General features: G+C 57.1%; 24 protein-coding genes and 1 pseudogene. 10 read left to right on the top strand and 15 right to left on the bottom strand.

The features are described 5' to 3' along the window. Positions 1 to 4: 4 nt before the first annotated feature. Both ACP7B1_RS01180 and ACP7B1_RS01175 read right to left on the bottom strand, forming a co-directional pair. A complete protein-coding gene (locus ACP7B1_RS01180) occupies positions 5 to 646 on the bottom strand; it encodes a LysE family translocator (protein ID WP_346306687.1) in 642 nt (213 codons plus the stop codon). 71 nt (positions 647 to 717) lie between these two features. After that, entirely contained in the window at positions 718 to 1,668 is a 951-nt protein-coding gene (locus tag ACP7B1_RS01175) for a LysR family transcriptional regulator (RefSeq protein ID WP_426136289.1), read from the bottom strand. A gap of 97 nt (positions 1,669 to 1,765) precedes the next feature. Here ACP7B1_RS01175 and tam point away from each other — a divergent pair, with 97 nt between their 5' ends. The 5 genes from tam to ACP7B1_RS01150 all read left to right on the top strand — a co-directional run bounded on the left by tam (position 1,766) and on the right by ACP7B1_RS01150 (position 8,965). After that, positions 1,766 to 2,599 (top strand): trans-aconitate 2-methyltransferase, encoded by an 834-nt coding sequence (tam, locus tag ACP7B1_RS01170; RefSeq protein ID WP_346306689.1) that lies wholly within the window; start codon positions 1,766 to 1,768, stop codon positions 2,597 to 2,599. 206 nt (positions 2,600 to 2,805) lie between these two features. Further along, positions 2,806 to 3,597 carry a phosphatase PAP2 family protein gene (locus tag ACP7B1_RS01165; protein ID WP_346306690.1) on the top strand — a complete coding sequence of 264 codons (792 nt, stop codon included), beginning with the start codon at positions 2,806 to 2,808 and terminating at the stop codon, positions 3,595 to 3,597. A gap of 111 nt (positions 3,598 to 3,708) precedes the next feature. Continuing rightward, positions 3,709 to 5,409 carry an ArnT family glycosyltransferase gene (locus ACP7B1_RS01160; RefSeq protein WP_346306691.1) on the top strand — a complete coding sequence of 567 codons (1,701 nt, stop codon included), beginning with the start codon at positions 3,709 to 3,711 and terminating at the stop codon, positions 5,407 to 5,409. A 117-nt stretch (positions 5,410 to 5,526) separates the two neighbouring features. Further along, positions 5,527 to 6,750 carry an argininosuccinate synthase gene (locus ACP7B1_RS01155; protein ID WP_288191916.1) on the top strand — a complete coding sequence of 408 codons (1,224 nt, stop codon included), beginning with the start codon at positions 5,527 to 5,529 and terminating at the stop codon, positions 6,748 to 6,750. A gap of 163 nt (positions 6,751 to 6,913) precedes the next feature. Next, positions 6,914 to 8,965, top strand: coding sequence for a M3 family metallopeptidase (locus ACP7B1_RS01150; RefSeq protein ID WP_346306692.1), 2,052 nt, complete (start codon positions 6,914 to 6,916; stop codon positions 8,963 to 8,965). Positions 8,966 to 9,020: 55 nt separating this feature from the next. Here the strand turns inward: ACP7B1_RS01150 and ACP7B1_RS01145 are convergent, their stop codons facing one another. Continuing rightward, the gene (locus ACP7B1_RS01145) at positions 9,021 to 10,001 is read right to left on the bottom strand and encodes an alpha/beta fold hydrolase (RefSeq protein ID WP_426136285.1); all 981 of its coding nucleotides are present in this window, start codon (positions 9,999 to 10,001) and stop codon (positions 9,021 to 9,023) included. Between the two features lie 24 nt (positions 10,002 to 10,025). Next, the gene (locus ACP7B1_RS01140; RefSeq protein WP_346306693.1) at positions 10,026 to 10,448 is read right to left on the bottom strand and encodes an organic hydroperoxide resistance protein; all 423 of its coding nucleotides are present in this window, start codon (positions 10,446 to 10,448) and stop codon (positions 10,026 to 10,028) included. Positions 10,449 to 10,608: 160 nt separating this feature from the next. On the opposite strand from ACP7B1_RS01140, the gene ACP7B1_RS01135 reads away from it, so the two are divergent. Next, complete coding sequence (locus ACP7B1_RS01135; RefSeq protein WP_346306694.1) at positions 10,609 to 11,079, top strand: MarR family transcriptional regulator; 471 nt, start codon at positions 10,609 to 10,611, stop codon at positions 11,077 to 11,079. A gap of 16 nt (positions 11,080 to 11,095) precedes the next feature. On the opposite strand, the gene ACP7B1_RS01130 is transcribed toward ACP7B1_RS01135, so the two are convergent. The 3 genes from ACP7B1_RS01130 to ACP7B1_RS01120 all read right to left on the bottom strand — a co-directional run bounded on the left by ACP7B1_RS01130 (position 11,096) and on the right by ACP7B1_RS01120 (position 13,713). Continuing rightward, entirely contained in the window at positions 11,096 to 12,532 is a 1,437-nt protein-coding gene (locus tag ACP7B1_RS01130; protein WP_346306695.1) for a sensor histidine kinase, read from the bottom strand. Continuing rightward, on the bottom strand, positions 12,529 to 13,203 hold the full coding sequence (locus ACP7B1_RS01125; protein ID WP_346306696.1) for a response regulator transcription factor: 675 nt from the start codon (positions 13,201 to 13,203) through the stop codon (positions 12,529 to 12,531). The genes ACP7B1_RS01130 and ACP7B1_RS01125 overlap by 4 nt, the downstream gene beginning before the upstream one ends. Positions 13,204 to 13,320: 117 nt before the next feature. Further along, complete coding sequence (locus tag ACP7B1_RS01120; RefSeq protein WP_346306697.1) at positions 13,321 to 13,713, bottom strand: hypothetical protein; 393 nt, start codon at positions 13,711 to 13,713, stop codon at positions 13,321 to 13,323. Positions 13,714 to 13,927: 214 nt separating this feature from the next. Between ACP7B1_RS01120 and leuB the strand changes: the two genes are divergently transcribed. After that, entirely contained in the window at positions 13,928 to 15,040 is a 1,113-nt protein-coding gene (leuB, locus tag ACP7B1_RS01115; protein ID WP_223613930.1) for a 3-isopropylmalate dehydrogenase, read from the top strand. A 68-nt stretch (positions 15,041 to 15,108) separates the two neighbouring features. On the opposite strand, the gene ACP7B1_RS01110 is transcribed toward leuB, so the two are convergent. Next, a complete protein-coding gene (locus tag ACP7B1_RS01110) occupies positions 15,109 to 16,992 on the bottom strand; it encodes an MFS transporter (protein ID WP_346306698.1) in 1,884 nt (627 codons plus the stop codon). A gap of 562 nt (positions 16,993 to 17,554) precedes the next feature. On the opposite strand from ACP7B1_RS01110, the gene ACP7B1_RS01105 reads away from it, so the two are divergent. Then, positions 17,555 to 18,589 (top strand): aspartate-semialdehyde dehydrogenase, encoded by a 1,035-nt coding sequence (locus ACP7B1_RS01105; protein WP_223613932.1) that lies wholly within the window; start codon positions 17,555 to 17,557, stop codon positions 18,587 to 18,589. A 77-nt stretch (positions 18,590 to 18,666) separates the two neighbouring features. On the opposite strand, the gene leuD is transcribed toward ACP7B1_RS01105, so the two are convergent. Continuing rightward, positions 18,667 to 19,272 (bottom strand): 3-isopropylmalate dehydratase small subunit, encoded by a 606-nt coding sequence (gene leuD / locus ACP7B1_RS01100; RefSeq protein WP_105734158.1) that lies wholly within the window; start codon positions 19,270 to 19,272, stop codon positions 18,667 to 18,669. A gap of 151 nt (positions 19,273 to 19,423) precedes the next feature. Between leuD and ACP7B1_RS01095 the strand changes: the two genes are divergently transcribed. Both ACP7B1_RS01095 and ACP7B1_RS01090 read left to right on the top strand, forming a co-directional pair. Beyond that, the gene (locus ACP7B1_RS01095; protein ID WP_346306699.1) at positions 19,424 to 20,308 is read left to right on the top strand and encodes a CoA ester lyase; all 885 of its coding nucleotides are present in this window, start codon (positions 19,424 to 19,426) and stop codon (positions 20,306 to 20,308) included. Then, complete coding sequence (locus tag ACP7B1_RS01090) at positions 20,305 to 20,511, top strand: DUF1737 domain-containing protein (protein ID WP_105734156.1); 207 nt, start codon at positions 20,305 to 20,307, stop codon at positions 20,509 to 20,511. Before ACP7B1_RS01095 ends, ACP7B1_RS01090 begins: the two co-directional genes overlap by 4 nt. A gap of 148 nt (positions 20,512 to 20,659) precedes the next feature. Here ACP7B1_RS01090 and ACP7B1_RS01085 read toward each other — a convergent pair whose 3' ends face one another. From ACP7B1_RS01085 to ACP7B1_RS01060, 6 genes and pseudogenes are all read right to left on the bottom strand, one after another. Then, positions 20,660 to 21,082: a metallopeptidase family protein gene (locus ACP7B1_RS01085; RefSeq protein WP_223614138.1), complete on the bottom strand. Its 423-nt coding sequence runs from the start codon at positions 21,080 to 21,082 to the stop codon at positions 20,660 to 20,662. A gap of 68 nt (positions 21,083 to 21,150) precedes the next feature. After that, a complete protein-coding gene (locus ACP7B1_RS01080; RefSeq protein WP_346306700.1) occupies positions 21,151 to 21,723 on the bottom strand; it encodes a TetR/AcrR family transcriptional regulator in 573 nt (190 codons plus the stop codon). A gap of 76 nt (positions 21,724 to 21,799) precedes the next feature. Beyond that, complete coding sequence (locus ACP7B1_RS01075; protein ID WP_264481810.1) at positions 21,800 to 21,994, bottom strand: Trm112 family protein; 195 nt, start codon at positions 21,992 to 21,994, stop codon at positions 21,800 to 21,802. A gap of 18 nt (positions 21,995 to 22,012) precedes the next feature. Continuing rightward, positions 22,013 to 22,675: an LON peptidase substrate-binding domain-containing protein gene (locus ACP7B1_RS01070; protein WP_223613936.1), complete on the bottom strand. Its 663-nt coding sequence runs from the start codon at positions 22,673 to 22,675 to the stop codon at positions 22,013 to 22,015. A 61-nt stretch (positions 22,676 to 22,736) separates the two neighbouring features. Beyond that, the gene (gene trxA / locus ACP7B1_RS01065) at positions 22,737 to 23,717 is read right to left on the bottom strand and encodes a thioredoxin (RefSeq protein ID WP_346306701.1); all 981 of its coding nucleotides are present in this window, start codon (positions 23,715 to 23,717) and stop codon (positions 22,737 to 22,739) included. 82 nt (positions 23,718 to 23,799) lie between these two features. Beyond that, positions 23,800 to 24,294, bottom strand: a pseudogene (locus ACP7B1_RS01060) (prolyl-tRNA synthetase associated domain-containing protein); the annotation flags it as partial. Positions 24,295 to 24,373: the final 79 nt, after the last annotated feature.

Raw genomic sequence — 24,373 nt, 5'->3', positions numbered from 1 at the left:
GCGCCTACTTCGCCTGAGCCATCAGGATTTTTGTCGCAAAGGCCGAAAATACCCCGGCAAACAGCCAATCGGTCACCCGCGTAACCGTCGGGTTCTTCTTGAGAAGACCCGCAAACCGGTCAGCCGCAAGAATCATCGGCGTTACCACCGGCAAAGACAGCGGGATGAACAGCAGGCCGAGGAAGAAAAGCTTGCCCGGCGCATGCGGATCGCTTGCCGACACGAACTGCGGCAGAAAAGTCATGAAGAACAGGATGATCTTAGGATTGAGCAAGTTGATGCCTATCCCGGTCAGCCAGTTCTGGAACAATGTGTGCGACTGGCCGCTCTTCTTTTCCGGAGAAAAGGCTGATCCCTTGCGGATAGCCTGAAAGGCGAGCCACACGAGATAACCCGCACCCACGACTTTGAGCGCAAGGAATGCGGATGGCGATGCGATAATCAACGCGGAAAGGCCGAGTGCGACCATTGTTGTATGCACTACAATCCCGCAATTGGCGCCTGACAGACAGGCAAACCCGGCCGCCTTTCCCTCGGAAAGAGCCCGCCCCACGAAAAGCGTCATATCGGGACCCGGGGTGATCGAAAGAACAAAGGTAGCAATCGCGAACTGCAGGATAATCGGCCATTCGGGAATGAAGGTCATGGGAGGCTCCGTCGAAAAACTGGGGGAAGCTAACGCGGAACCGTCCTTTTGGCCACCCGATTCTCAGCGGTCTAGCGATTTCCCCGATCCGCCGCGGCATCAGCCAGATTCGCTGCGCGCATTTCCGCTGTCATGCGCTGCACGAGACCGCGAAATTGCGCGAGCGCCGGCGCCGGATGCGTCTGCCGCATAGCGAGGAGTAACGGAGCTATCAGTTTGGAACTGCCTGCAACCGCCCGGTAGGCGATATCGTCGCCGCCAAGGCGCCGCATCGATGCGGGCACGAGGGAAATACCGAAGCCTGCGGCTACCAGGCTCAGCGTTGCGGTCAAGCGCGGTGCCTCCTGCGCCACAACCGGACTGAACCCAGCCTCCCGGCATGCGGTCAGAATGGTGTCATAAAGGCCTGGCCCCGCGGTGCGGCGATAGAGAATGAAGGGTTCTGTGGCCAATTCTGTCAGCAGCAACCGCGAGGCAGTATCCCGCGCCAGCTTATGCCCCACCGGCAGCGCGACGAGCATCGGTTCCTCCAGCACGGCATCGATCCGCAGGCCCGGCGTCCGTCCGACCGGAGAGCGAATGAAGGCTGCGTCGAGCCGTTCATGCATGAGCGCATCCACCAGTTCTGCGGTACCGGCTTCTTCCAGCACGACGGAAAGTTTCGGCAGGCTCTCATGAAAAGCCCGCAACGCTTTCGGCACGAAAGGATGCAGGGCAGCAGAGCTTGTGAAGCCGATGGCCAGACGGCCCTGTTCGCCGCGTGCCGCCCGGTGAACCATATCGGCAACGCCATTGGCACGCTCCAGAATGATCTTGGCTTCATCGAGCAGCACTTTTCCGGCCTCGGTGGGACGAACGCCGCGCGGCATGCGGTGCATCAGGAGTACACCCAGTTCCGCCTCCAGCCCCTGCAGGAGCCGCGTCAAGGGCGGCTGCTGGATGCCCAACCGCTCGGCAGCCCGCGTCACATGGCCTTCCTCTGCCAAGACAACAAAAGCGCGAAGACGCCGCAGATCAATCATTACCATACCTTAAAAGTATTGAAATTGTAAAAAGCATGCATTGGAAATCATAAGGCAGAAAGCCTATTCTGCCAATGCACCGCTTTGGGGCCAAGCGATGCGCCATGACTTGCCCCTATCGTCCCCGCCTATCCGGCGGGCAACAAAAAGGAAACCCGTTGTGAGCTGGTCAGCCGAACAATATGTGAAATTTGAAGATGAGCGGACACGTCCAGTCCGCGATCTCCTGGCAGCGGTACCCGGCGTATACGCCAGATCCGTGATTGATATTGGTTGCGGCCCCGGCAATTCCACAGAAGTCCTCATTGCCCGTTTTCCCAGGGCAGTCGCAACCGGAATGGACAGCTCCGAGGATATGGTCAAAGCAGCCCGCAAACGGCTTCCTGAAATCCGCTTCGACGTTGCCGATATCGCACGATGGGATGCAGAGGGACCCTATGATGTCATTCTTGCCAATGCGGTGCTGCAATGGCTTCCGGACCACGCCGCCCTGTTGCCGGCCCTTGTCAGCAAACTGGCCGTAGACGGCAGCCTCGCGATCCAGATTCCGAATAATCTTGATGAACCCACACACCGTCTGATGCGGGAAATAGCCGCTGACGGCCCATGGGCTGCCAAATTGGCAGAATCGGCGGGGCAAAGGTCACCGCGGCAGAGCGCAGAGTGGTATTACCGAATCCTGCGGCCGATCGCGTCCAGGGTTGATATCTGGCAAACCACTTACCACCACCCGCTTGCCGGAGGAGCTGCAGCCGTGGTCGAATGGTTCAAAGGAACGGGCCTGCGGCCATATCTGGACCCGCTCAATGAAACCGAACGGGCGTCCTATCTCAAACGTTATACGGACGCGGTTGCGGAAGCTTATCCGGCGCTGTCTGACGGCACGGTTTTGCTGCCTTTCCCGCGGCTTTTCATAGTAGCTACCCGCTAAGGCGGCATTCACGCCCTATCTGAGGCACGGATTTTCCATACTCATGGCGGCCCAACGGCCGCTATTTGCATTTAGGACATCAAAATACTGACATTGCGCGGCCTTAATTAAATACTTTTCTGCAGTCACTGGAAAAATATGCTCTGTAATGACACTGCAATCATCGCAAGCCAGAACAGGCAAGTTTTTCAGCCTTTGAGAGCCGCATGGTCTATTACCGAACAACATCTGCTTCATGCGGTAAAGCGCTCTATGGCTTCGGCGTCTGGAGCCAGCCGGCTCTTGCGATCAGCCTTATCCTCGTGTGGGCGGCCCTGGCCATCCTGTTTAACCGCGCACCTGAGATCGACAAGGCCGTTTCGTCGTTTTTCTTCCTGAGTTCTGACTGCATCGCCACTGCGACCGCAAAAATTTGCGGGGATTTTCCTGCTGCATCGGTTCCGCTTTTCAAGACGCTGCGGCGTGTCTTCTATGCCCTGCCCATCGTGGCCGCTTCGGTGGTCGTCACCATCGCGCTGCGCGATGTTGCCTCCGGTCTCCGCTGGAATCACGAGCGCATTCGCATATCAATCGTATCGCTTCTTACGCTGGCCATTGGCCCCGGTCTGTTGGTCAACGCATTCATGAAGGAGTTCATCGGACGTCCACGGCCCGCCAACACATGGCTTTTCGGCGGGGAGCAGCCCTTCGTGGCGGCGGCTGAATGGTCGCACGTCTGCCAGCACAATTGCTCCTTTATTTCCGGGGAAGCTGCCGGGATAGCATGGCTTGTCTGCCTTTTGCCCTTGTGGCCCCATCAGACAAGGAAAAAGCTCGTGTGGCCCATCGCTGCTATCATCATAACCACCGATTTCCTTCGCGTTGCTTTTGGCCGGCACTATCTCTCCGACGTTGTCCTCGGGTCTCTTTCAACCGTGATTGTCTTCTGCGTGCTGACCACGATTTGCGAGTCATGGACGGCGCATTTGCGTGGCACACCCAAACAGAGAATCAAGTAACCGCTGAAACTGCATAGTACGTCCCTGTTGAAGACATAAATTTTTATTGGCGCTACTGTTCGTTCGGGTTATTAAAACTGAGGGGACAACAACAAGCGCGACAATCAGACGATGCTTCAGAAGAATCCAAGCCTGAGCATTTCGGACGATGCGGTGGATTCGGCTGCAAGCCGGCGCTTTGTGCTCATGTTGGCCTTGGCCCTGATCGTCAGCCTTCTCCCGCTTGCCAGCAACCTCATCACGCACTTTCCCGACGAACGCCATTACTCCAATGGTGCTGTCATCATGCTGCACACCGGCGATTACCTGACACCGCATACGGCCGAGGGTGATGTCCGGCTGAAAAAGCCGCCGCTCACATACTGGATGAGCGCAGCTGGCATGAAAGTCTTCGGGATCTCCGTGCTCGGATCGCGCTTCCTGTGGCTGATCGCCGGGGCGGCCACGCTGCTGATCACGTTCTGCCTGGCCCGCACTATCACGCGCAATGACCGGACGGCATTGCTTGCAGCTTCGCTTCTGGCAACGAATGCCGTCTTCCTGCGCGCCTGTGTCAACGCCATTCCTGACATGCCTTTGACCATGTTCATGCTCATCGGCATGCTCGGCTTTGTCGGCCTTCTCTTCCGTGATGACCATCACCACGTCTATGGCATTCTTGCCTATGCGGGTACGGGATTGGCTATTCTGGCCAAGGGCCTCCTTCCCGTGGCAATGCTCGGCTACATCCTCATCTATTGCATGGCCGTGCCGGCGCTGCGGCAACGCAGCCATCGCCTGTGGCAGCCCCTGACAATCGCCGCGTGCCTCGGCATCGTCGGCATCTGGTTCATCTATCAGTCTCTGCACACACCAAGCATGCTTTCGGCCGATTTCGTTGCCGACCAGATTTCAGACAAGATCAATGTCAATCCGGATATCATCGCCATGGGATTGATCCACAGCTTCGCCGGCCTCATCGGTCCGACATTTGTCTGGCTGGGGTTGCTTTCCTATGGCGCACGGAAAGCGGGACTGAGACTGGAGAGGGATTCACTCAACGGCATAGCCCCCTTTTTCCTCGGCTGGATCATTGCCGTCTCGATTATTTTTTCCCTCAATAGCCTTCCCTCTCACCGTTACGTCATTCCCGTTATACCGCTGCTTTGCGTGCTTCTCGCCTGCGGGTTCCAGGAAGTGACAGATCCCCGCTTCGAAAAATTGGTTCGGCAGGTCTTGCGCATCATCATCCTGTTTGCAGCCATCCCTATCGCCGGCGTGTTCTTGGTGGGGATACAATTGCTACCGCCGCTATATGTGGCAGGATTGGCAGCCGGGATCACAGGCGTCATGACGACGCTGTGGGTCGTTAACGCCCGCCTGAAAATGCATGGTCTGGCAGCCTCCGCCGCCGTGCTTGCCATGGCCAGCACATTAGCCGTTACCCCAGTTGCAAAGGCCCTTCTCGTGCCTGATATCGGCAAGCCGCTCGCGGCCAGGATCAACACATTGCATCTCCCGGAGAACCAAGTCCTCTTCGTCGGCCCCGTGCTGGACGCTGCGAAAATCCGGCTTCACGCCAATTTTGATGCACAATTCAGGCAAACGACCGTGTTTGCGCCTGCAGAGATTGATCCCGGCGTGAAAGTCGTTCTTTCGACCGACAAGCACATTGCGGATGCATTGGCACAACGAGGTTTTGCCGTGGAGGAGGTTACAGCCGGCTGGCGGCGCATTCACATGCAGGATTTCATTTCCGCGCTGAAAACCGGCACGTTGCAGGAGGCCCGTGAGCGATATGGCGAGCACGGTTACTTGGCTATCCGCAGCTGATTTCCCCGTGCAGGTCCGCTGCAGCCAAAGCCGATCTTGCCAACATCCCCTCACCTGATAAAAGAACCTCCATCTTCACCAACGACAGCGAGACTGCACAGCGGTCAGGGAAACAGAATGAACAAGTGGAAAGACGTCAAGAAAGTCGTGCTGGCCTATTCCGGCGGTCTCGATACATCGATTATCCTCAAATGGTTGCAAACGGAACTGGGTGCGGAAGTCGTTACCTTCACTGCCGATCTCGGCCAGGGCGAAGAGCTGGAACCAGCGCGCAAGAAAGCCGAAATGCTCGGCATCAAGGAAATCTATATCGAAGATGTGCGTGAAGAATTCGTCCGCGACTTCGTGTTCCCGATGTTCCGTGCCAATGCCGTCTATGAAGGCGTCTATTTGCTCGGCACGTCCATTGCACGGCCGCTGATTTCGAAGCATCTCGTTGAGATTGCCGCCCGCACCGGAGCCGACGCCATCGCCCATGGGGCGACCGGCAAGGGCAATGACCAGGTTCGTTTCGAGCTTTCCGCCTATGCGTTGAACCCCGACATCAAGGTTATCGCCCCGTGGCGCGACTGGACATTCAAGTCACGCACCGATCTTCTGGAATTTGCCCGCGAACACCAGATTCCGATCGCCAAGGACAAGCTCGGCGAAGCCCCCTTCTCCGTCGACGCAAACCTGCTGCACTCCTCATCCGAAGGCAAGGTTCTGGAAGATCCGTGGCAGGAAGCGCCGGAATACGTGCATCAGCGCACGATTTCGCCGATGGAAGCGCCCGACAAGGTCACGGAAATCGAAATTGCCTTCGAGAAGGGCGACGCCGTCGCTATCGATGGCAAACCGCTTTCGCCGGCAACATTGCTGAAAACGCTCAACGATCTCGGCCGCGACAACGGTATCGGTCGCCTTGATCTGGTCGAGAACCGTTTCGTTGGCATGAAATCGCGCGGCGTTTACGAAACCCCCGGCGGCACGATCCTTCTCGCTGCCCATCGCGCCATGGAGTCGATCACATTGGATCGCGGTGCGGCGCACCTCAAGGATGAGTTCATGCCACGCTATGCGGAGCTGATCTATAATGGCTTCTGGTATTCGCCGGAACGCGAAATGCTGCAGGCCATGATTGACAAGAGCCAGGAAGATGTGGAGGGCGTCGTGCGCCTGAAGCTGTACAAGGGCAATGTCATGATATCCGGCCGCAAGTCGAAGAAGTCACTTTATTCCGATGCGCTCGTGACTTTCGAGGATGATCGCGGCGCCTATGATCAGAAGGACGCGGCGGGCTTTATCCGCCTCAACGCCCTGCGCCTGCGCACGCTGGCTGCCCGCAAGCGCAACAGCTGATCCTGCAGATATCGACTGAGAACGGGGCGCAAGCCCCGTTTTTTGTTGGCTGACCATTGGATATACATTCGTGCCGCGCTTTCTGGGTCTGCCGACTTGTGATCACTCGGTTGCGCGCTTAGATGTTAAAGCCAGAGTTCATCAGCCATGACGGAGCCTTCCCATGTCCTCACAGAAACCAGCCATCAATCCCGCACTGACGGACTGGACCGGACCGCTCGGACTTCCCGACTTCACTGCCTTCACCGACGACGATTTTGCCCCGGCCTTCGAGGCGGCACTTGCGGCCGATCTTGCCGATGTTGACGCGATCATCAACCATCACGAGGCACCGACCATCGACAATACGCTGAAGGCCTTGCAGCTATCCGGCGAAGGTCTCAACCGCGCCTCTTCCATTTTCTGGATGCGGGCCGGGGCCAATACCAACGACACCATTCAGGCGTTGGAGCGCGTCATCGCGCCCAAGATGTCCCGCCACTATTCGTCCATCATGATGAACCCGCAGCTGTTTGCCCGCATCGACTCGCTCTATGAACAACGCGATTTCCTCGGCCTTGACGCAGAAACGGATCGGGTTCTTGAGAAGACATGGAAAGGCTTCGTACGCAGCGGCGCGCGGCTGGATGAGCAAGGCAAAGCACGTCTTGCAGACATCAATGAGAAACTTGCGGGATTTGGCGCACAGTTTGGTCAGAATGTCCTGAAGGATGAAGCCGACTGGGCGCTTTTCATCACCGATGAAGCGCAGATGAAAGGCCTGCCGGACTTCGTGCGTGCTGCCATGCGCGGTGCTGCCGAGGAACGCGATCGGCCGGACGCCTGGGCTGTCACCCTTTCGCGTTCGATCATTGAACCTTTCCTGTCCTTCTCTGAAGACCGCAGCCTGCGGGAAAAGGCGTTTCGCGCCTGGGCCGCGCGCGGCGAGAACGGCGGAGCAAGCGACAACCGCGCAATCGTTGCCGAGATGGTGGCGCTGCGTGCAGAAAAGGCCAAGCTGCTCGGTTATCACAGTTTTGCCGCCTACAAGCTGGACGACACCATGGCCAAGACACCGAAGGCCGTCATGGACCTGCTCGAACCGGTGTGGGACAAGGCGCGCAACCGCGCTGCCGAAGAAGAGATTGATCTGGAACGCCTGATCGCCGCCGAGGGGCGCAACCACAAGGTTGCTCCATGGGATTGGCGGTTCTACGCGGAGAAGCTGCGCAATGAGCGCTTTGCGTTCGACGAGGCGGAACTGAAACCATACCTGCAGCTGGAAAAGATCATCGAGGCTTGTTTCGACGTGGCAACGCGGCTCTTTGGCATCCGCTTTGAAGAGAAGACCGGCATTGCGACCTGGCATCCCGATGTGCGGGTGTGGGAGGTCCAGAATCCGGATGGTAGCCGCCGCGGTGTTTTTCTGGGCGATTATTTCAACCGTCAATCCAAACGTTCCGGTGCCTGGATGAGCGCATTGCAATCGCAGCACAAGCTCGACGGCGGCCAGACGCCGATCATCTACAACGTGATGAATTTCGCCAAACCGCCGAAGGGTGAGCCCGCACTCCTTTCATTGGACGGGGCACGCACTCTCTTCCACGAGTTCGGCCATGCTTTGCACGGCCTATTGTCCGACGTGACATGGCCGGCCGTGTCGGGCACATCGGTTTCGCGCGACTTTGTTGAACTGCCTTCGCAGCTCTACGAACATTGGCTGACTGTGCCCGCTGTTCTGGAAAAATATGCGATCCACTACCGCACTGGCGAGGCGATGCCCAAGGCGCTCCTCGACAAGGTACTGGCTGCAAACACCTTCAATGCCGGGTTCAACACGGTAGAATTCACCTCGTCAGCGCTGGTCGACATGGCTTTCCATGCGGACGGCACACCACCCACCGACCCGATCCAGTTCGAGGCTGACACGCTGAAAAGTTTGTCCATGCCCGACGCGATCATCATGCGTCATCGCACGCCGCACTTTACGCACGTCTTCTCCGGCGACGGCTATTCCGCCGGATATTATTCCTACATGTGGTCGGAAGTGCTGGATGCCGATGCGTTCAAGGCATTCGAGGAAACCGGCGACGTGTTCAATACCGACCTCGCCAAGAAGCTCAAGCAATATATCTATTCGGCTGGCGGCAGCCGCGACCCGGAAGAGCTCTACAAGGCTTTCCGCGGCAAGATGCCAACACCCGATGCGATGATCGAGAAGCGCGGTCTTGCCTGATCCAAGTAAAAACCCGCCGCGCTGAAAAGCACGGCGGGTTTTTCACATCAGCGGATCATGCCTTGACGAAAGCCAACAGGTCCTTGTTGAGCTGATCCTTGTGGGTCGTTGCCAGACCGTGCGGAGCGCCCGGATAAATCGTAAGCTTCGAACCCTTGACCAGTGTCGTGGCGATTTTGGCCGAGTCATCGATCGGCACAATCTGATCATCGTCGCCGTGGACGAACAGGGTCGGAACGTCGAACTTCTTCAGATCTTCGGTGAAATCAGTCTCCGAAAATGCCTTGATGCAATCGAGTTCGTTCTTCAAACCACCCTGCATACCCTGAGCCCAGAAGGCATCGCGTACACCCTGCGAGACCTTGGCGCCGGGACGATTGGCTCCGTAAAACGGCGCTGTCAGATCCTTGAAGAACTGCGAGCGGTCCGCAGTCACACCGGCGCGAATGCCATCGAACACTTCCATCGGCAGGCCCCCGGGATTGGCGGCGGTCTTCAGCATCAACGGCGGAACGGCCCCAACCAGTACGGCCTTGGCAACACGCTTGGTGCCGTGGCGGCCGATATAGCGGGCGACTTCACCACCGCCCGTGGAATGACCGACCATGATGGCGTCCTTCAGATCAAGCTTCTCGAAGAGTTCAGCCAGATCGTCCGCATAGGTGTCCATGTCGTTGCCATTCCAGGGCTGACTGGACCGACCATGACCGCGACGGTCATGGGCAATGGCGCGGTAGCCATTGGAGGCGAGGAAGACCATCTGGTCTTCCCATGCATCGGCATTGAGCGGCCAGCCATGACTGAATACGACAGGCTGTCCCTTGCCCCAGTCCTTGAAATAAATCTCGGTTCCATCCTCGGTGATAAACGTGCTCATGGTCTTGTGCCCTTTCGCGGCTTCCTTGGATTTGGTTTTGCTGATCTTGTCTGCTGCGTCTGCGTCGCCGACCTTGAGGCTGACAGCCGCGACGAGTGCCGCCGTCGCTGTCAGGAAGGAACGGCGCGATGTCAGTCCGGTCTTGCCCATGGTCTTCATTCCTCTGCCAACACCTGCAGCGTCTTAATTGATCGAGATACGGACCTTCAGATTGCTGCGGGTGGCTTCGGAATAGGGACAAACGATGTGGGCACCATCAACGATCTCACGGGCGGTGGCGGCCTCGATTCCCGGCAGCGATACGGCCAGAGCCACATCAAGGCCAAAACCCTTGCCATCGTCGCGCGGGCCGATACCCACGGTTGCCGTGACCGATGTGTCATCGGCTAGCTTGATCTTCTTCTGCGCGGCAACAAACTTCATTGCGCCGATAAAGCAGGCGGAATAGCCCGCAGCAAAGAGCTGCTCCGGATTGGTGCCTTCGGCGCCGTTGCCGCCCAGTTCCTTCGGCGTCGATAGCGTCACCTTCAGGCGGCCATCTTCACTCGATGCAGTGCCGTCACGTCCGCCTGTTGCTGTCGCTTTGGTTGTGTAAAGAATGCTCATCATAGGCTCCTTTGGTTGAGTTGGGTTGTTCGATGCATATTAAATTGCACACAATTAAATTGTACGCAATATGAAATCGCATATGATTACGAAAAATTAAATGATGCGCAATTTAATTGCTTTGTGTATCGTATGCAGGAATAAAAATGGAGTGATGACGATGGAGAAGACAACCGCAAACGATCAGGAATCCCTCCTTAGCTTGGAGAACTTCCTGTGTTTTGCCATCTATTCCACGGCCAATGCGGTGACGCGGGCCTATCAGCCCCGTCTCGCCGCGCTGGGCCTGACTTATCCGCAATATCTTGTCATGGTTGTCCTCTGGGAAGAGGAAAACCAGACCGTCAAGGCAATCGGCGAGAAGCTCAGCCTGGACTCGGGCACGCTCACGCCGTTGCTTAAGCGCCTGGAAACGGCTGGTCTGATCACACGCCGCCGTGACACGGTGGACGAAAGGCAGGTCTTGATTGGCTTGACCGCAGACGGGCGCGCAATGCGCGCACGCGCTGAGGCAGTACCGGTCGCCATGGGCAAGGCTTTCGGCTGTACCATGGACGAAGCAAAGTCGCTGCGATCGGAACTGATCGTCATGCGGGACAATCTGATTGAAAGCATTGAAGAGGTGAAGTAGCCATCCGGCTATTGTCTCAGGCCGACTTGTAGAGGGGCAATTGCAGGCGGATTCGGGCTCCGCGCCATGGCCCGGTCAGTATGTCAACGCGACCGCCGTGCAGCCGCGCAATCTGCCGCGTCAGGTTAAGACCAAGACCGGCGCCGCTGGAACGCGGCCGCAAGCGATAAAACGGTTCGAACACGTGTTCATGCTCTTCCTCGGGAATACCCGGTCCTTCATCGCGAACCTCAATGCCACCCGCTTGGTCCACGAGTACGGTGATTGTTCCCGTCCCGTCGCTATGTTCGATGGCATTGCGGATAAGGTTGGCCACGGCTTGTTCGATTTGCAGGGCATTGACCTGTGCGCGGACGCTTTTGGGTGCCGGTTCGAATGAAAGATCGTAACCGGCGGCAATCGCCAATGGCGCGAAGTCAGCCACGATCTGCCCCGTCAATTCGACCAGATCGACAACTTCACCCGGCCCCACCGGCTGGTCGAGCAATTGCCGGTCGAGCAATTGCTGCGCCAGATGAGAGAGACGCTCAATGTCCTGCAGCAAACGGGCGCTCTGCGGATCCTCTGTCAGCAGCTCGGCGCGTGTACGCAGAATCGCAATAGGAGTCCGCAACTCATGCGCTGCGTCCGTCAGGAAGCGATTGTGCTGATCATAACCCTGGCCAAGGCGTGCGAGCGCGTGGTTGAAGGCTTGGACCAGCGGCGTGATTTCCGACGGAACCTGTTCGATCGGCAGTTGCATGGCGCGGTTGTTGATGTCGATACGTCCGGCCTGGCTGGCGATGGCAACCAGACCGGCCAGCGAGCGGCGCACCACCGCCGGCGTTGTCACCAGCGTCGTTACGCCCATGACAATGATGATGGGCAGAAGCAGTGCGATGATGACGATGATGAGAACAGGAATAACCCTGATCCAGGCTGTGGTTCCATCCGGATTGCGCGCCATATCGACCTGCATGTCGATATTGACTTCCAGCCCCTCGTTCTCATCCCGCGATGCACGGGTTGAGGTAATGACCTGTATCGGTCCCGCCTTGGTATCAATCTTCGAAACCACCGCTTCGGGCCGAAGATCACCCTCTCGAAAACCGAGCGTCGCATGATCCACGGCTTTCAGGAGATCACTGGTATCATTGCCATAACCGACGGGAACGTCACCGCGTTGGACAGCCTGACCATTCGCGTCGCGTGCTATGTACCAAAGTTTGGGAAATTCCTGCAGAAAGGTCTTCAGCTCTTCCGTCTCATGGACGATCAGTTTGCCATCGGCATCCCTGTCGATTGCGCTCTTCAGAATAGCAACCGCCGCCTCATTGTCGATGAGCAGCCGCGGATTGGCCACCCACAACACCAATGTGAACAGGCCGATAAAGATGAGCAATGTCGCCGCCTGCAGCAAAATGAGCCTGCGTACCAGAACCCATTGCAATGAGCGCGGGCGGATTTTCTTCATACAATTGCCCGTAACAGATAGCCGAGATTGCGTATAGCCCGTATCTCGACACCTGCCGACACATCCTCCAGCTTGCGTCTCAGCCGCGATACATGTGCATCAAGCGCGTTAGACCCAATTTCATCGTCCATGGCATAGACGGATTCCTCAAGTGTCGCGCGCAGGACTGTCCGGCCGGGGCGGCGGATCAGCGTCTCAAGCACCAATCGTTCGCGCCGCGGCAGCTCCAGCGGCTGATCTTCTATCAGCGCCTCCCGGTGGCGAAAATCATAGGTAAGGCGCCCGACAACCGTTTGTTCCGCGCGTAGCGTGAACGGACGCCGATGCAACGCCCGCAACCGGGCCATCAGCTCTTCCGTTGCGAAGGGCTTCACCATGTAATCGTCGGCCCCAGCATCGAGCCCGGCAACACGATCGTTCAAGCTGCTCATGGCGGTCAGCACGATGACCGGGGCATCGACATGCAGCGCCCGCAGTCTTGGGATCAGACTGAGGCCTTCGCCATCAGGCAATCGCCGGTCCAGCACGACAGCATCATAAGGGCCAAATTTTGCCATGGCCTCGGCGTCGGCCAATGTCGATACATGATCGACGACCACATCGCGACGCTCCAGCGCGGCCTTCAGGACCGAAGCCATTTCCGGCTCGTCCTCAAGCAGCAAGATGCGCATTTGAATTCTCCGTTCGTAGAAAGTCGGCAGCAATGCCGATTGTGGCGGTCAAATCTCTACCATGCCTCGCAAGTAAAAGCAGTGTCGCTCACTCGGCACGGCCGCCGGCGAGGATGCTTACTCACACTCCAGTTTTGGCTTACGGAAGTTGGTGATGTACCAGCGGCCGCCCGACGACCGCGCATAGAACGTATAGAAGCACTCCTTCTGCTCGACATAGCTTGGCGTTTCCGTTTCGATATATCGCCTGCCATGCCTTGTATCGCGAACTTCACCAGTGGATGTGCCGGATACGGCATTGGTCGATATCTTGCGCCACTGGTACGCGCGCTCGCCTGGCCCCAGATCGAGGACTTCGGTCGGTGGCCCGTAGTCGATAACCACGGATTCCAGCGGCTGTCCGATATAATTCTTCATGATATCGGACGCACACCCGGTCAGAACCGCTGCAGCCAGTACGAAACCGGCTCCGATTGCCCGCTTGCAATTACGAGCATTGCGTGTCGACATGTGGAAGATTCCCATCAAAAATATTCATGAGCGGCAACTAGGCTGCGAAGATTGCACCGACATTACCGGAGGGTTGCGGGGGCTGACCGCTGCTTCACAATTCATTGCAGGGCGTATCAGCTATCGGAAAATTTCGCAGAAAGCTTTCCTTCTTTGCTGAACTTGCGCTAAGGAACCGCCATCCCTTTCAAACACTCCTAGAGGTTTCCCCGAAATGGCATCGAAAAAGCTCCTTCTTCTTCCTGGCGACGGCATCGGACCTGAGGCAATGGCCGAAGTTCGCAAGATCATCGCCTATATGAATGCTGAACTGAAAAGTGGCTTTGAACTTGAGGAAGGCCTTGTCGGCGGTTCTGCTTACGATGCCCATGGCAAAGCGATCTCGGATGCCGACATGGCCAAGGCCATGGCCGCGGACGCGGTTCTCTTCGGTGCCGTCGGCGGACCGAAGTGGGACAGCGTTCCCTATGATGTTCGCCCGGAGGCCGGCCTTCTGCGCCTGCGCAAGGACATGGAACTGTTTGCAAATCTGCGCCCTGCCATCTGCTATCCGGCGCTGGCCGATTCCTCGTCCCTCAAAAAAGATGTGGTTGAAGGTCTCGATATCCTGATCGTGCGGGAATTGACCGGCGGTGTCTATTTCGGTGAACCGAAGGAAATCATTGACCTCGGCAACGGCCAGAAGCGTGGCATCGATACCCAGGTCTACGATACCTACGAGATCGAGCGTATTTCGGGCGTCGCCTTTGAATTGGCCCGCACGCGCCGGAACAAGGTTACATCGATGGAAAAGCGCAACGTCATGAAATCGGGCGTGTTGTGGAACGAGGTCGTTACAGCGACCCATAAAGCCCGTTATTCCGATGTTCAGCTCGAGCACATGCTGGCCGATGCCGGCGGCATGCAGCTCGTGCGCTGGCCCAAGCAGTTCGACGTGATTGTCACGGACAATCTCTTCGGTGACATGCTTTCCGATATTGCCGCCATGCTGACCGGTTCTCTCGGCATGCTGCCCTCAGCCTCACTCGGCGCGCCAGATGGCAAGACCGGCAGCCGCAAGGCGCTCTACGAACCCGTGCATGGGTCGGCTCCCGATATCGCCGGAACCGGCGCCGCCAATCCGATTGCCATGATCGCCTCCTTTGCCATGTGCCTGCGCTACTCATTCAACATGGTGGAAGAAGCGGACCGGCTGGAAGCGGCGATTGCCGGTGTGCTTGGCGACGGCATCCGCACCGCCGACATCATGTCGGAAGGCAGCACCAAAGTTGGGACCACCCAGATGGGTGATGCGATCCTTGCCAAATTCAAGGCGCTCGCTGCCTGATCACACTCATCCGGAGAAAGAAAAGCCCGGCGCGATTCCTCGCGCCGGGCTTTTTATTGAGCCGTCGACTACTTGATGTCGTGCAGATCCTCGTTTTTGGTTTCACGAACGAAGATCAGGCCGATCACCAACGTCATGGCTGCAATGACGATCGGGTACCAAAGGCCATAATAGATATCGCCCTTGGCGGCGCTCATCGCAAAGACCGTTGCCGGAAGCAGGCCGCCGAACCAGCCATTGCCAATGTGATAAGGCAATGACATGCCGGTATACCGGATGCGGGTCGGGAACATCTCGACCAGAATCGCGGCAATCGGGCCATAGACCATCGTCACATAGAGCACCAGAACGAACAGGATGGCGATGGTCATCGGCCAGTTAACAGCCTTGGGGTCAGCAACCATGGTGAAGAGACCGCCATTGGGAATGGTATAAACCGCCATCTCCGTAGCACCGGCTGCCTGCTCCGTGGTGATCAGCTTTGCTTTGACGAGATCAGCGACCGGGGTGACCGCCTTTTCGCCGGCACGAACCGCGGCAGCATCAATGTTCAATTCCGGATTGGCCTTGATGAAGCCGTCAAGTTTGACATCGGCAACCTTGGCAGGCGCCCGCACAAGCGGGAAACCGGCCTTCTGCAACGCCAGGTTCAGGTCATGGGTAAGCACGGCGCTTTTGGCAGCAGCATCGGGACCAGCGGCCACGGCATCATAGGATGGAATGACCGTATCGCCGATTTTGACAGTGGCTGGCTGACCGGCGGGGCCAGCAACCACTTCATAGGGCACCGAACTGCGGGACAGGAACGCTGTCGCAATGTCACATGAATTGTTGAACTTGGCTGTACCAACCGGGTTGAACTGGAAGGTACAGTCGCCCGGTGCGGCGGTTACTGTGGCGCGGACCGTTGCCTCCGCCTGGGCCAGCGCCGGATTTGCAGCATGCGTGAGTGCTTTGAACAGCGGGAAGTAGGTCAGGATTGCCAGGGCAAGGCCTGCCATGATGATCGGCTTGCGGCCGATCTTGTCGGAGAGCCAGCCAAAGAACACAAAAAAGCCCGTGCCAAGCAAGAGCGCGATTGCAATCATGATATTGACGGACTGCCCATCCACTTTCAGCACGTTCTGCAGGAAGAACAGGGCATAGAACTGGCCGGAATACCAGACAACAGCCTGACCGGCGGTGAGGCCGAACAAGGCGAGCAGCGCAATCCGGGCATTTTTCCACTGGCCGAAAGCCTCCGACAGCGGTGCCTTGGAGCCCTTGCCTTCTTCTTTCATCTTCTTGAAAGCCGGTGATTCACTCAACGAGAGCCGAATCCACACCGATATACCCAGAAGAACAAATGAGAGAATGAAAGGTACGCGCCAGCCCCAGGCAGCGAATGCGTCCTTGCCAAGCCAATTCTGGACGATGAGGATAACCACCAGCGACAGGAACAGACCGAGCGTTGCGGTCGTCTGGATCCATGATGTGTAATAACCGCGACGATTGTTCGGCGCGTGTTCAGCCACATAGGTTGCGGCACCGCCATATTCGCCGCCGAGAGCCAAGCCCTGCAACATGCGCAGCGCAATCAGGATGATCGGTGCAGCGATGCCCCAGCTGCCTGATCCTGGAAGAATACCGACCAGAAACGTCGACAGGCCCATGATCAGAATAGTCACCAGGAAGGTATATTTGCGGCCGACGAGATCGCCGATCCGTCCGAAGACCAGGGCGCCGAAGGGGCGAACGAGAAAGCCCGCGGCAAACGCCAGAAGCGCAAATATGTTGCGCGTCGCTTCAGGGTATTCACTGAAAAACGCTGCGCCAATGAAGGCAGCCAATGAGCCGTACAAGTAGAAATCATACCATTCGAAAACAGTTCCGAGTGAGGAAGCGAAGATAACTTTCTTCTCCTCTCTCGTCATACCCCGGCTGGCAGTACCAGCCACAGAAGTGGTCGCCATTTGTATTCCTCCCAGAAAACAGCATTTACGCCGGGACCCGATCGGCTCAGCAGCCGCTCACGTCCCTCGGATTTGTCACTGCGTATGAACCAACGGCAAAGTCCTGCGGGACTTCGACTGACCTTACGCCGGTGAATGTCCTCCGGAACTCTCCCCCCAAAGGTCATGCACCCCATGCACTGCTCAAGTGTTGAACAAATATTCGCGAAAGCAAAGACCGCATTTTACGGCAAAAGTTCAAAATTGTGCGTAACGCGACATATTCTTCTCTTTTGAATGGACAATTGACTCTTTTTGGAAAGCGGATACAAGCATGTCAGGTTAAGGAGACGCCCCGTGAGCAGCGAATCAACTGCACACTTTTTGACGAGCGGTTCCGGCATTCGTGCCGGATGCGCAGGCGCGTCTGTTCTTTCCACCAAAATGCCGGCCAAAACGACCACCAAAACGGTCTGATTTCCCTTGGCCTGCTCGCCCCCTCCCGGGTCCGGCCCGGGGGAAAAGACCCGCAATGGCCAGCGGGTTTTTCGCAAAGAGCGGTGAGGGACAGGAGATAACACAGATGAGTTTCAAGGTTGCGGTTGTAGGCGCCACAGGCAATGTGGGCCGCGAAATGTTGACAATACTGGAAGAGCGCGGCTTTCCGGTCAGTGAAGTCGTGGCGCTCGCCTCACGCCGGTCCCAGGGCACCGAAGTCTCCTTTGGCGACCGCACGCTGAAGGTCAAAGCCCTCGATACCTATGATTTTTCCGATACCGATATCTGCCTGATGTCGGCTGGCGGCAATATATCCAAGGAGTGGTCGCCGAAGATCGGGGCGCAGGGCTGTGTCGTCATCGACAATTCCTCCGCCTGGCGCTACGATTCCAACGTTCCGCTGATCGTGCCGGAAGTAAATCCGGATGCGATTGTCGGTTTCTCCAAGAAGAACATCATTGCCAACCCGAACTGCTCCACGGCACAGCTTGTGGTGGCGTTGAAGCCGCTGCATGACAAGGCCAGGATCAAGCGTCTTGTGATCGCCACCTACCAGTCGGTTTCCGGCGCTGGGAAGGATGGCATGGATGAGCTGTTCCAGCAGTCACGGGCGGTGTTCGTTGCCGATCCGGTGGAAGCCAAGAAGTTCACCAAGCGCATTGCCTTCAACGTGATCCCGCACATCGACGTCTTCATGGAAGACGGCTACACTAAGGAAGAGTGGAAGATGGTCGCCGAGACCAAGAAGATGCTCGATCCCAAGATCAAGCTCACGGCGACGTGTGTCCGCGTGCCGGTCTTCATTGGCCATTCAGAAGCCGTGAACATCGAATTCGAAAGCCCGATGAGCGCTGAAGAAGCCCGCGAGATCCTATCGGATGCACCGGGCTGCCTGGTTATCGACCGGCATGAGGATGGCGGCTACATAACCCCCTATGAAGCAGCGGGCGAAGACGCCACCTATATTTCGCGTATCCGCGAGGACATCACTGTTGAGAATGGCCTATCGCTTTGGATTGTTTCGGACAATCTGCGCAAGGGTGCGGCCCTCAACACCATCCAGATCGCCGAGCTTCTCGTCGCGCGCGGGCTGATTCAGCCCAAGCAGCTCGCAGCCTGAAACCCGGCATGCCGTCAAAATAGAAAAGGGCGCAGTTACTGCGCCCTTTTTTGTTGCAGCAATTGCCGCGCCTGAACTCAGGCCCAAGGATGCCTTTGGGCGTTGGCAGCCTCGAAGCTGTCGATCTTGGCCGCCTTTTCCATGGTCAGGCCAATGTCATCAAGACCGTTCAGCATGCAGTAGCGGCGGAACTCATCAAGATCGAAACTGATCTGGCCGCCATCCGGCCCCTTGATCGTCTTCTCTTCCAGATCGATCGTCAGCGTTGCATTGGCGCCGCGCTGCGCATCGTCCATCAGCTTGTCCAGATCCTCATGGCTGACGCGGATCGGCAGGATGCCGTTCTTGAAACAGTTGTTGTAGAAAATATCGGCGAAGCTGGTCGAGATGACGCAGCGGATGCCGAAGTCGAGCAATGCCCACGGCGCATGCTCGCGGCTGGAGCCACAGCCGAAATTGTCGCCGGCCACCAGAATCTGGGCCTTGCGATAGGCCGGCTTGTTGAGGACGAAATCCGGATTTTCCGAACCGTCTTCATTGTAACGCATTTCGGCAAAGAGCCCTGTACCAAGACCGGTGCGCTTGATCGTCTTCAGGTAGTCCTTCGGAATGATCATATCCGTGTCGATATTGATGATCGGCAACGGTGCGGCAACGCCGGTGAGCTTGGTAAACTTGTCCATGATCTCTGCCTGTAGTGTTCGGTAACATGAGTATCTTCGCTTTACACCAGCTTGACGGCGAATCAAAGACTTTCCCCCTGTGGCAGATTGGGGCAGGCCACGCCGCATGATTGCGCTTGTCTTGGCCCGTCGATCAATGCAAAAAAGTGCCATGCGCAAAACATTTCGCCCTCGCCGCTCGGTTCTCTATGTTCCCGCCTCGAACGCCAAGGCTCTTGCCAAGATTGCGAGCCTTGATGCGGATGCGGTCATTTTTGATCTGGAGGATGCCGTCGCTCCGCAGGCCAAGGACGATGCCCGCGAAGCATTGCGCGATTATTTTCGCGCCAATCCGGCAAGCAAGGCCGAACGGATCATCCGCATCAATGCCCTTGCAAGCGAATGGGGCGCCGAGGATCTTCTCGCCGCGCGCGCCTGCAAGCCTGACGCCATCCTTCTCCCCAAGGTGGAAACACCGCAAGACGTGACTGGCGTGACTGAAATACTCGAGGAGACCGACGCGTCCGAAAACATTCGGCTGTGGGCGATGATCGAGACACCGCGTGGTATCCTCAATGCGGACGAGATCGCCGAGCTGGGTCTGCGATCCACCGGGCGTCTGGATTGCTTTGTCGTCGGGACAAACGATATCGCCAAGGAAACCGGTGTGAGCACGGAGGGCAATCGCGCCTATCTCGTCCCGTGGCTGATGCAGATCGTGCTTTGTGCCAAAGCCGGAAAGCTTGATGTGATCGATGGCGTCTATAATGACTTTGCCGATGCGGCGGGTTTCACGCTTGAATGCGACCAGGGTGCAAAGATGGGTTTTGACGGCAAAACGCTCATTCATCCCGCACAGATCGGTGCTGCAAATCACGCCTTTTCACCTGACGAGGCGGCCCTTGCCGCCGCACGATCGATCGTCGAGGCATTTTCCCTTCCGGAAAATGCTGACAAGGGCGCAATTGCCCTGAACGGAAGAATGATAGAACGCCTGCATCTTGCCAACGCGGAGAAGATGATGGCCAAAGCGCAAATGACAGGAGACAAAGCATGAAACTTTATCGCTTTTTGACCGGACCGGATGATGCCAGCTTCTGCCACAAGGTGACGGCAGCCATCAACAAGGGCTGGCATATCTATGGTTCCCCCACCTATGCGTTCAACACCGTTACCGGGGTGATGCAGTGTGGTCAGGCTGTTGTAAAGGATGTCGATGGCGTCGATTATGAGCCAGGTATCAAGCTCGGCGACTACTGACTAATAGCGGCATTCCACACAGGATGCCGTTTGAGCGCGTGATATCGTTGCTCTGATGTACGCGCCATGGCATCTTCGCGCGAGGCCGGCCTGTCCTCAAAAGGAATAGGCCGGTCAAACCGGCTGATGGCAGGGTATCATCGGTCGATTATTCCACGCTTGCCTCAATGCGCTCCATATCCTCGTCCGAGAGGCCAAAGTGGTGGCCGATTTCATGGATGAGGACATGGGTAACGATATCCCCCAAGGCCTCCTCGTACTCCGCCCAGTAATCCAGCACGGCGCGGCGATAGATCGTGATGATATTGGGTCTTTCCCCGGTTTGAAGCGAGAACCGTTCTCCGATACCCCGTCCTTCAAACAATCCAAGCAAATCGAACGGCGATTCCAGCCCCATGTCCTCGACAATCTGATCATCGGGGAATTCCGACACCTGAATGGTGATATCGCCGCACAAACTGCGGAAATCGTCGGGCAGATGCGCATAGGCCTCTATCGCGAGTGATTCGATCTCGCTCAGGGCTGGCGACAAGCGATTGCCCCAATCGGCGGTTTGATTACTTCTGGCCATTAAAACTCCTGGAGCACTTTCCGGCCTCATATAGTGCCTTTGCAGCAAGGATGCGAGTGGCCTGCAGACTAACCGCGCATTGGCACCAGAAGCCGCTCCATGCGCCGGAAGCTTTCAGCAAGCACTGTCGCGTCTTTGAGACCATGCGCGAGCATGATACCGCCCTGCCATTCGGCCAAGGCATTGCGGGCGGTTCCAAGTGCCGCAGACGGGCGCACGCCGGTTCGCCCCAGCTCTCTTCCAATGAATCCAATCAGGAGGCTGAAAACTTCGGCCGCCCGTTCCGCGGCTTCCGGCGATTCATGGCGAAAATCCCGTATTCCCAAGGCGATCGGGCAGCCATTCTCGACACGACTTTTGAGGGAATGCGACAGCTTTTCAATCAGCAGCAGCAGACGTTTGCGCGGATCCTGATCCGCTTCGACAATGGCCGTCAGCATATCCTCGGTTTCAGCAACGAAAATATCGGCAACACCGCGCGCCAAGTCGGCCTTTGTCTTGAAATAATAATAGATGTTTCCAAGCGGTATTCCCGATTCCGCAGCGATGTGGGCAAGGCTTGTCACGGCGAAGCCCCGTCGCCAGAACAAGCCGGCAGCTGTGGCAACAAGGATATCGCGTTTGTCGTTCCGCCTGGCCATCGCACCGCCTTCGATTATCAGTTGTTCAACTGACTCGTATTTTGGCAGGTTCGGCAATGATTGCAGTAAAAATAAACTAATCTTCGATGGTTCGCGCTTCCGATGGCAGCATGATCGGTATCCCGTCCCGGATCGGATAGGCGAGATGAGCCGACTTCGAGATCAGCTCGGATCTCTCCTGATCGTAGACAAGCGGCCCCTTGGTCAGCGGGCAAACCAGAAGTTCAAGCAGCTTGCGATCAATGGCGGGGTCGCGTTTTTGTTCGATCATGGCTCGCTTCCTCGGGGATTACTGCAGGTTCGACTCGTAACCATCCTGGTCTTTCGCCAGCATGATTTCGGTGATCGCGATCAAAGTCTCGGCCCGCGTTTTCAGATCGGCGGCCTCCAGCAGCGCCTGCTTTTCAGCGGCACCGAAAGGCGACATCATGGCGAGGGCATTGACCAGCGTTTCGTTGCCCGCGCGGGAAATACCGTCCCAATCCGCTTCGAGGTTGTTGGCATCGAGATAATCCCGGAAGACGCGCAGCAGCGCCGGCCGGTCGACTTCCGAGTCGTCTGCCTCGTCCAGATCCGCCAGAAGTGGCGCAATCTTGCACTGACGGAATGGTGTCCGGGTGGAGAGTTCCTTGACAATCCGAAAGCGGCAAATGCCTTGCAATGTGATGAGAAGGCGCCCGTCACCGGTCTCGGCGAACGACGTGATGCGGCCAAGGCATCCCACTTCACACAGTTCATCCGCGTCCGTATCGCCCTCGTCGAAGCGTGGCTGAATCATGCCGATGACGCGCTTTCCACTCAAAGCCGCGTCCACCATGGCCAGGTAACGCAGTTCGAATATATTCAACGGCAACTGACCACCCGGAAGCAACAGGGCTCCCGAAAGGGGAAAAATCGGCACGCTTTCCGGAATATTGTCCAGCGTCCGATAACGAACATTGCCTGCTTGCATCACCAGCTCCAGTGATTGATCCGCAGCATCAGGGATCAATCGCTATTGTGCCCTATTTTACTCAGGAAAACAGCAGGGAAGACAGTTTCCGGCGCGCGGTCAGGGAAGCCTGATCAGCTGGACCCCATGCGTCGAAAAACTGCAGCAGCTGTTTGCGGGCTCCGTCATCATTCCAGGTACGATCGGCCTTCATGATGGCGAGAAGATGATCGGCCGCCTCATCCCGCTGTCCGGTGGCATTCAGGAACATGGCAAGGTCGAACCGCGCCTGATGATCCCCGGGATTCGCCGCAAGTTTTGCTTCCAGCGCAACAGGGTCACCCAGCTTCGCCGCTTGATCAGCCAGGGCAACTTTTGCTTCCGCCGCACGCACACTGGCATCGTCTTTCTTGTTCGCGGGAACCTGCTCCAGAACGGCCTTGGCCTGGTCAAGATCACCCAGATCGATCAGGCAATTGGCAAGTCCGGCAAGCGCCGCCACATGATCGGGCACTTCCGCCAGAACGGCCGAATAGATCTGGGCCGCCTGCTCCATATCTCCCGCTGCTGCAGCCTGGGTAGCCGCATCCAGCGCCGATTGAATGGCTGCATCCCTGCCGCCATCCGGTGACGCAATGCGATCAATGAATTCCTTGACCTTTGATTCCGGCAATGCGCCCATGAAACCATCGACCGGCTTGCCATCAGCAAAGGCAATCACCGCCGGAATTGATTGAATACCGAGTTGCCCTGCGATGGCAGGGTGCTCGTCAATATTCATTTTAACCAGCTTTACCCGCCCGCCGGCGGCATTGACCACCTTTTCAATGATCGGTGTCAATTGCTTGCAGGGCCCGCACCAGGGGGCCCAGAAATCGACCAGAACCGGTTGGCTCTTCGATTCGGCGATCACATCCGTGGCAAATCCCGCCGTGGTGGTATCCTTGATCAAGGCACCAGCCGCGGTTGAGGCGGCCGCGGGAGCCGCGCCGCCGTAAGATACCGTCGTTGTCGCAGCTGCACTGCTGTAGCCGCCGCCGAACGGGTTATCAGTATTGCTCATCAAAATTCTCCCGTATCCGCTGGTTACATGTTTTCCAGATCCGCTTGGACCTGTTTACAGCCTGCACCCAGGTTGGGTTGGATTCATCAATTTTCAAGATCAGGGGTTCGTGATCGGTAGATGCGAGAAACCGCAAGAGATCGTCTCGCCGAATGGATGTGGTGGCATCGTTGCTCAGCGGGTGCGCATTGATGATCTCATTGTGCATGAGCCCCTCATCAAGCACGACCTTCACCTGATGCTCCTCGTCATTGATAATGCCAAGCACACTGACCGAACCCGGAACAAGCCCAAGATACTCCATCAGCTTTTCCGGTTTGCCGAATGAAACGCGGCTCGATGCACCAATCTTGGTATGGATTGTTTTAAGATCGACCTGCGCCTCTTCGTCCACAGTGACGAGAAAGAACTTGTCTTTCTTGTCCTTCAGGAACAGGTTTTTGGTGTGGGCACCTGGAACCTGCCCACGCAAATCCTGCGCTTCGGCAACCGTGAACACCGGAGCATGCCGAATCGTTGACACTTTGATTCCGAGATCATCGAATTTCTGCATCAGTTCTGCGTATGTCTTGGGCATTCTGGCTCTCGCGGCACCGGCAATTGGAAAATATGCTTTTGTTGTCCTAATCGCTTCACCGCACGCTCTCAAGCGAAAA

Source organism: Phyllobacterium sp. SL163, from assembly GCF_049896885.1.
GTDB lineage: Bacteria > Pseudomonadota > Alphaproteobacteria > Rhizobiales > Rhizobiaceae > Phyllobacterium > Phyllobacterium calauticae.
The sequence above is the reverse complement of the archived record's forward strand: the minus strand, read 5'-3'. Positions and strand labels throughout refer to the sequence as shown.

Excerpts from the sequence above, each read along its gene's own strand:
- ACP7B1_RS01070 (WP_223613936.1), bottom strand. The coding sequence starts at position 22,675 with ATGCAAGCAGGCAATGTTCGTTATCGGACGCTGGACAATATTCCGGAA.
- ACP7B1_RS01075 (WP_264481810.1), bottom strand. The coding sequence starts at position 21,994 with ATGATCGAACAAAAACGCGACCCCGCCATTGATCGCAAGCTGCTTGAA.
- ACP7B1_RS01095 (WP_346306699.1), top strand. The coding sequence starts at position 19,424 with ATGCGCAAAACATTTCGCCCTCGCCGCTCGGTTCTCTATGTTCCCGCC.
- trxA (WP_346306701.1), bottom strand. The coding sequence starts at position 23,717 with ATGAGCAATACTGATAACCCGTTCGGCGGCGGCTACAGCAGTGCAGCT.
- ACP7B1_RS01145 (WP_426136285.1), bottom strand. The coding sequence starts at position 10,001 with ATGAAGACCATGGGCAAGACCGGACTGACATCGCGCCGTTCCTTCCTG.
- ACP7B1_RS01120 (WP_346306697.1), bottom strand. The coding sequence starts at position 13,713 with ATGTCGACACGCAATGCTCGTAATTGCAAGCGGGCAATCGGAGCCGGT.
- ACP7B1_RS01165 (WP_346306690.1), top strand. The coding sequence starts at position 2,806 with ATGGTCTATTACCGAACAACATCTGCTTCATGCGGTAAAGCGCTCTAT.
- ACP7B1_RS01130 (WP_346306695.1), bottom strand. The coding sequence starts at position 12,532 with ATGAAGAAAATCCGCCCGCGCTCATTGCAATGGGTTCTGGTACGCAGG.
- ACP7B1_RS01150 (WP_346306692.1), top strand. The coding sequence starts at position 6,914 with ATGTCCTCACAGAAACCAGCCATCAATCCCGCACTGACGGACTGGACC.
- ACP7B1_RS01105 (WP_223613932.1), top strand. The coding sequence starts at position 17,555 with ATGAGTTTCAAGGTTGCGGTTGTAGGCGCCACAGGCAATGTGGGCCGC.
- ACP7B1_RS01175 (WP_426136289.1), bottom strand. The coding sequence starts at position 1,668 with ATGATTGATCTGCGGCGTCTTCGCGCTTTTGTTGTCTTGGCAGAGGAA.
- ACP7B1_RS01110 (WP_346306698.1), bottom strand. The coding sequence starts at position 16,992 with ATGGCGACCACTTCTGTGGCTGGTACTGCCAGCCGGGGTATGACGAGA.
- ACP7B1_RS01155 (WP_288191916.1), top strand. The coding sequence starts at position 5,527 with ATGAACAAGTGGAAAGACGTCAAGAAAGTCGTGCTGGCCTATTCCGGC.
- ACP7B1_RS01180 (WP_346306687.1), bottom strand. The coding sequence starts at position 646 with ATGACCTTCATTCCCGAATGGCCGATTATCCTGCAGTTCGCGATTGCT.
- ACP7B1_RS01140 (WP_346306693.1), bottom strand. The coding sequence starts at position 10,448 with ATGAGCATTCTTTACACAACCAAAGCGACAGCAACAGGCGGACGTGAC.
- ACP7B1_RS01160 (WP_346306691.1), top strand. The coding sequence starts at position 3,709 with ATGCTTCAGAAGAATCCAAGCCTGAGCATTTCGGACGATGCGGTGGAT.
- ACP7B1_RS01080 (WP_346306700.1), bottom strand. The coding sequence starts at position 21,723 with ATGGCCAGGCGGAACGACAAACGCGATATCCTTGTTGCCACAGCTGCC.
- leuD (WP_105734158.1), bottom strand. The coding sequence starts at position 19,272 with ATGGACAAGTTTACCAAGCTCACCGGCGTTGCCGCACCGTTGCCGATC.
- leuB (WP_223613930.1), top strand. The coding sequence starts at position 13,928 with ATGGCATCGAAAAAGCTCCTTCTTCTTCCTGGCGACGGCATCGGACCT.
- ACP7B1_RS01085 (WP_223614138.1), bottom strand. The coding sequence starts at position 21,082 with ATGGCCAGAAGTAATCAAACCGCCGATTGGGGCAATCGCTTGTCGCCA.
- tam (WP_346306689.1), top strand. The coding sequence starts at position 1,766 with ATGCGCCATGACTTGCCCCTATCGTCCCCGCCTATCCGGCGGGCAACA.
- ACP7B1_RS01125 (WP_346306696.1), bottom strand. The coding sequence starts at position 13,203 with ATGCGCATCTTGCTGCTTGAGGACGAGCCGGAAATGGCTTCGGTCCTG.
- ACP7B1_RS01090 (WP_105734156.1), top strand. The coding sequence starts at position 20,305 with ATGAAACTTTATCGCTTTTTGACCGGACCGGATGATGCCAGCTTCTGC.
- ACP7B1_RS01135 (WP_346306694.1), top strand. The coding sequence starts at position 10,609 with ATGGAGAAGACAACCGCAAACGATCAGGAATCCCTCCTTAGCTTGGAG.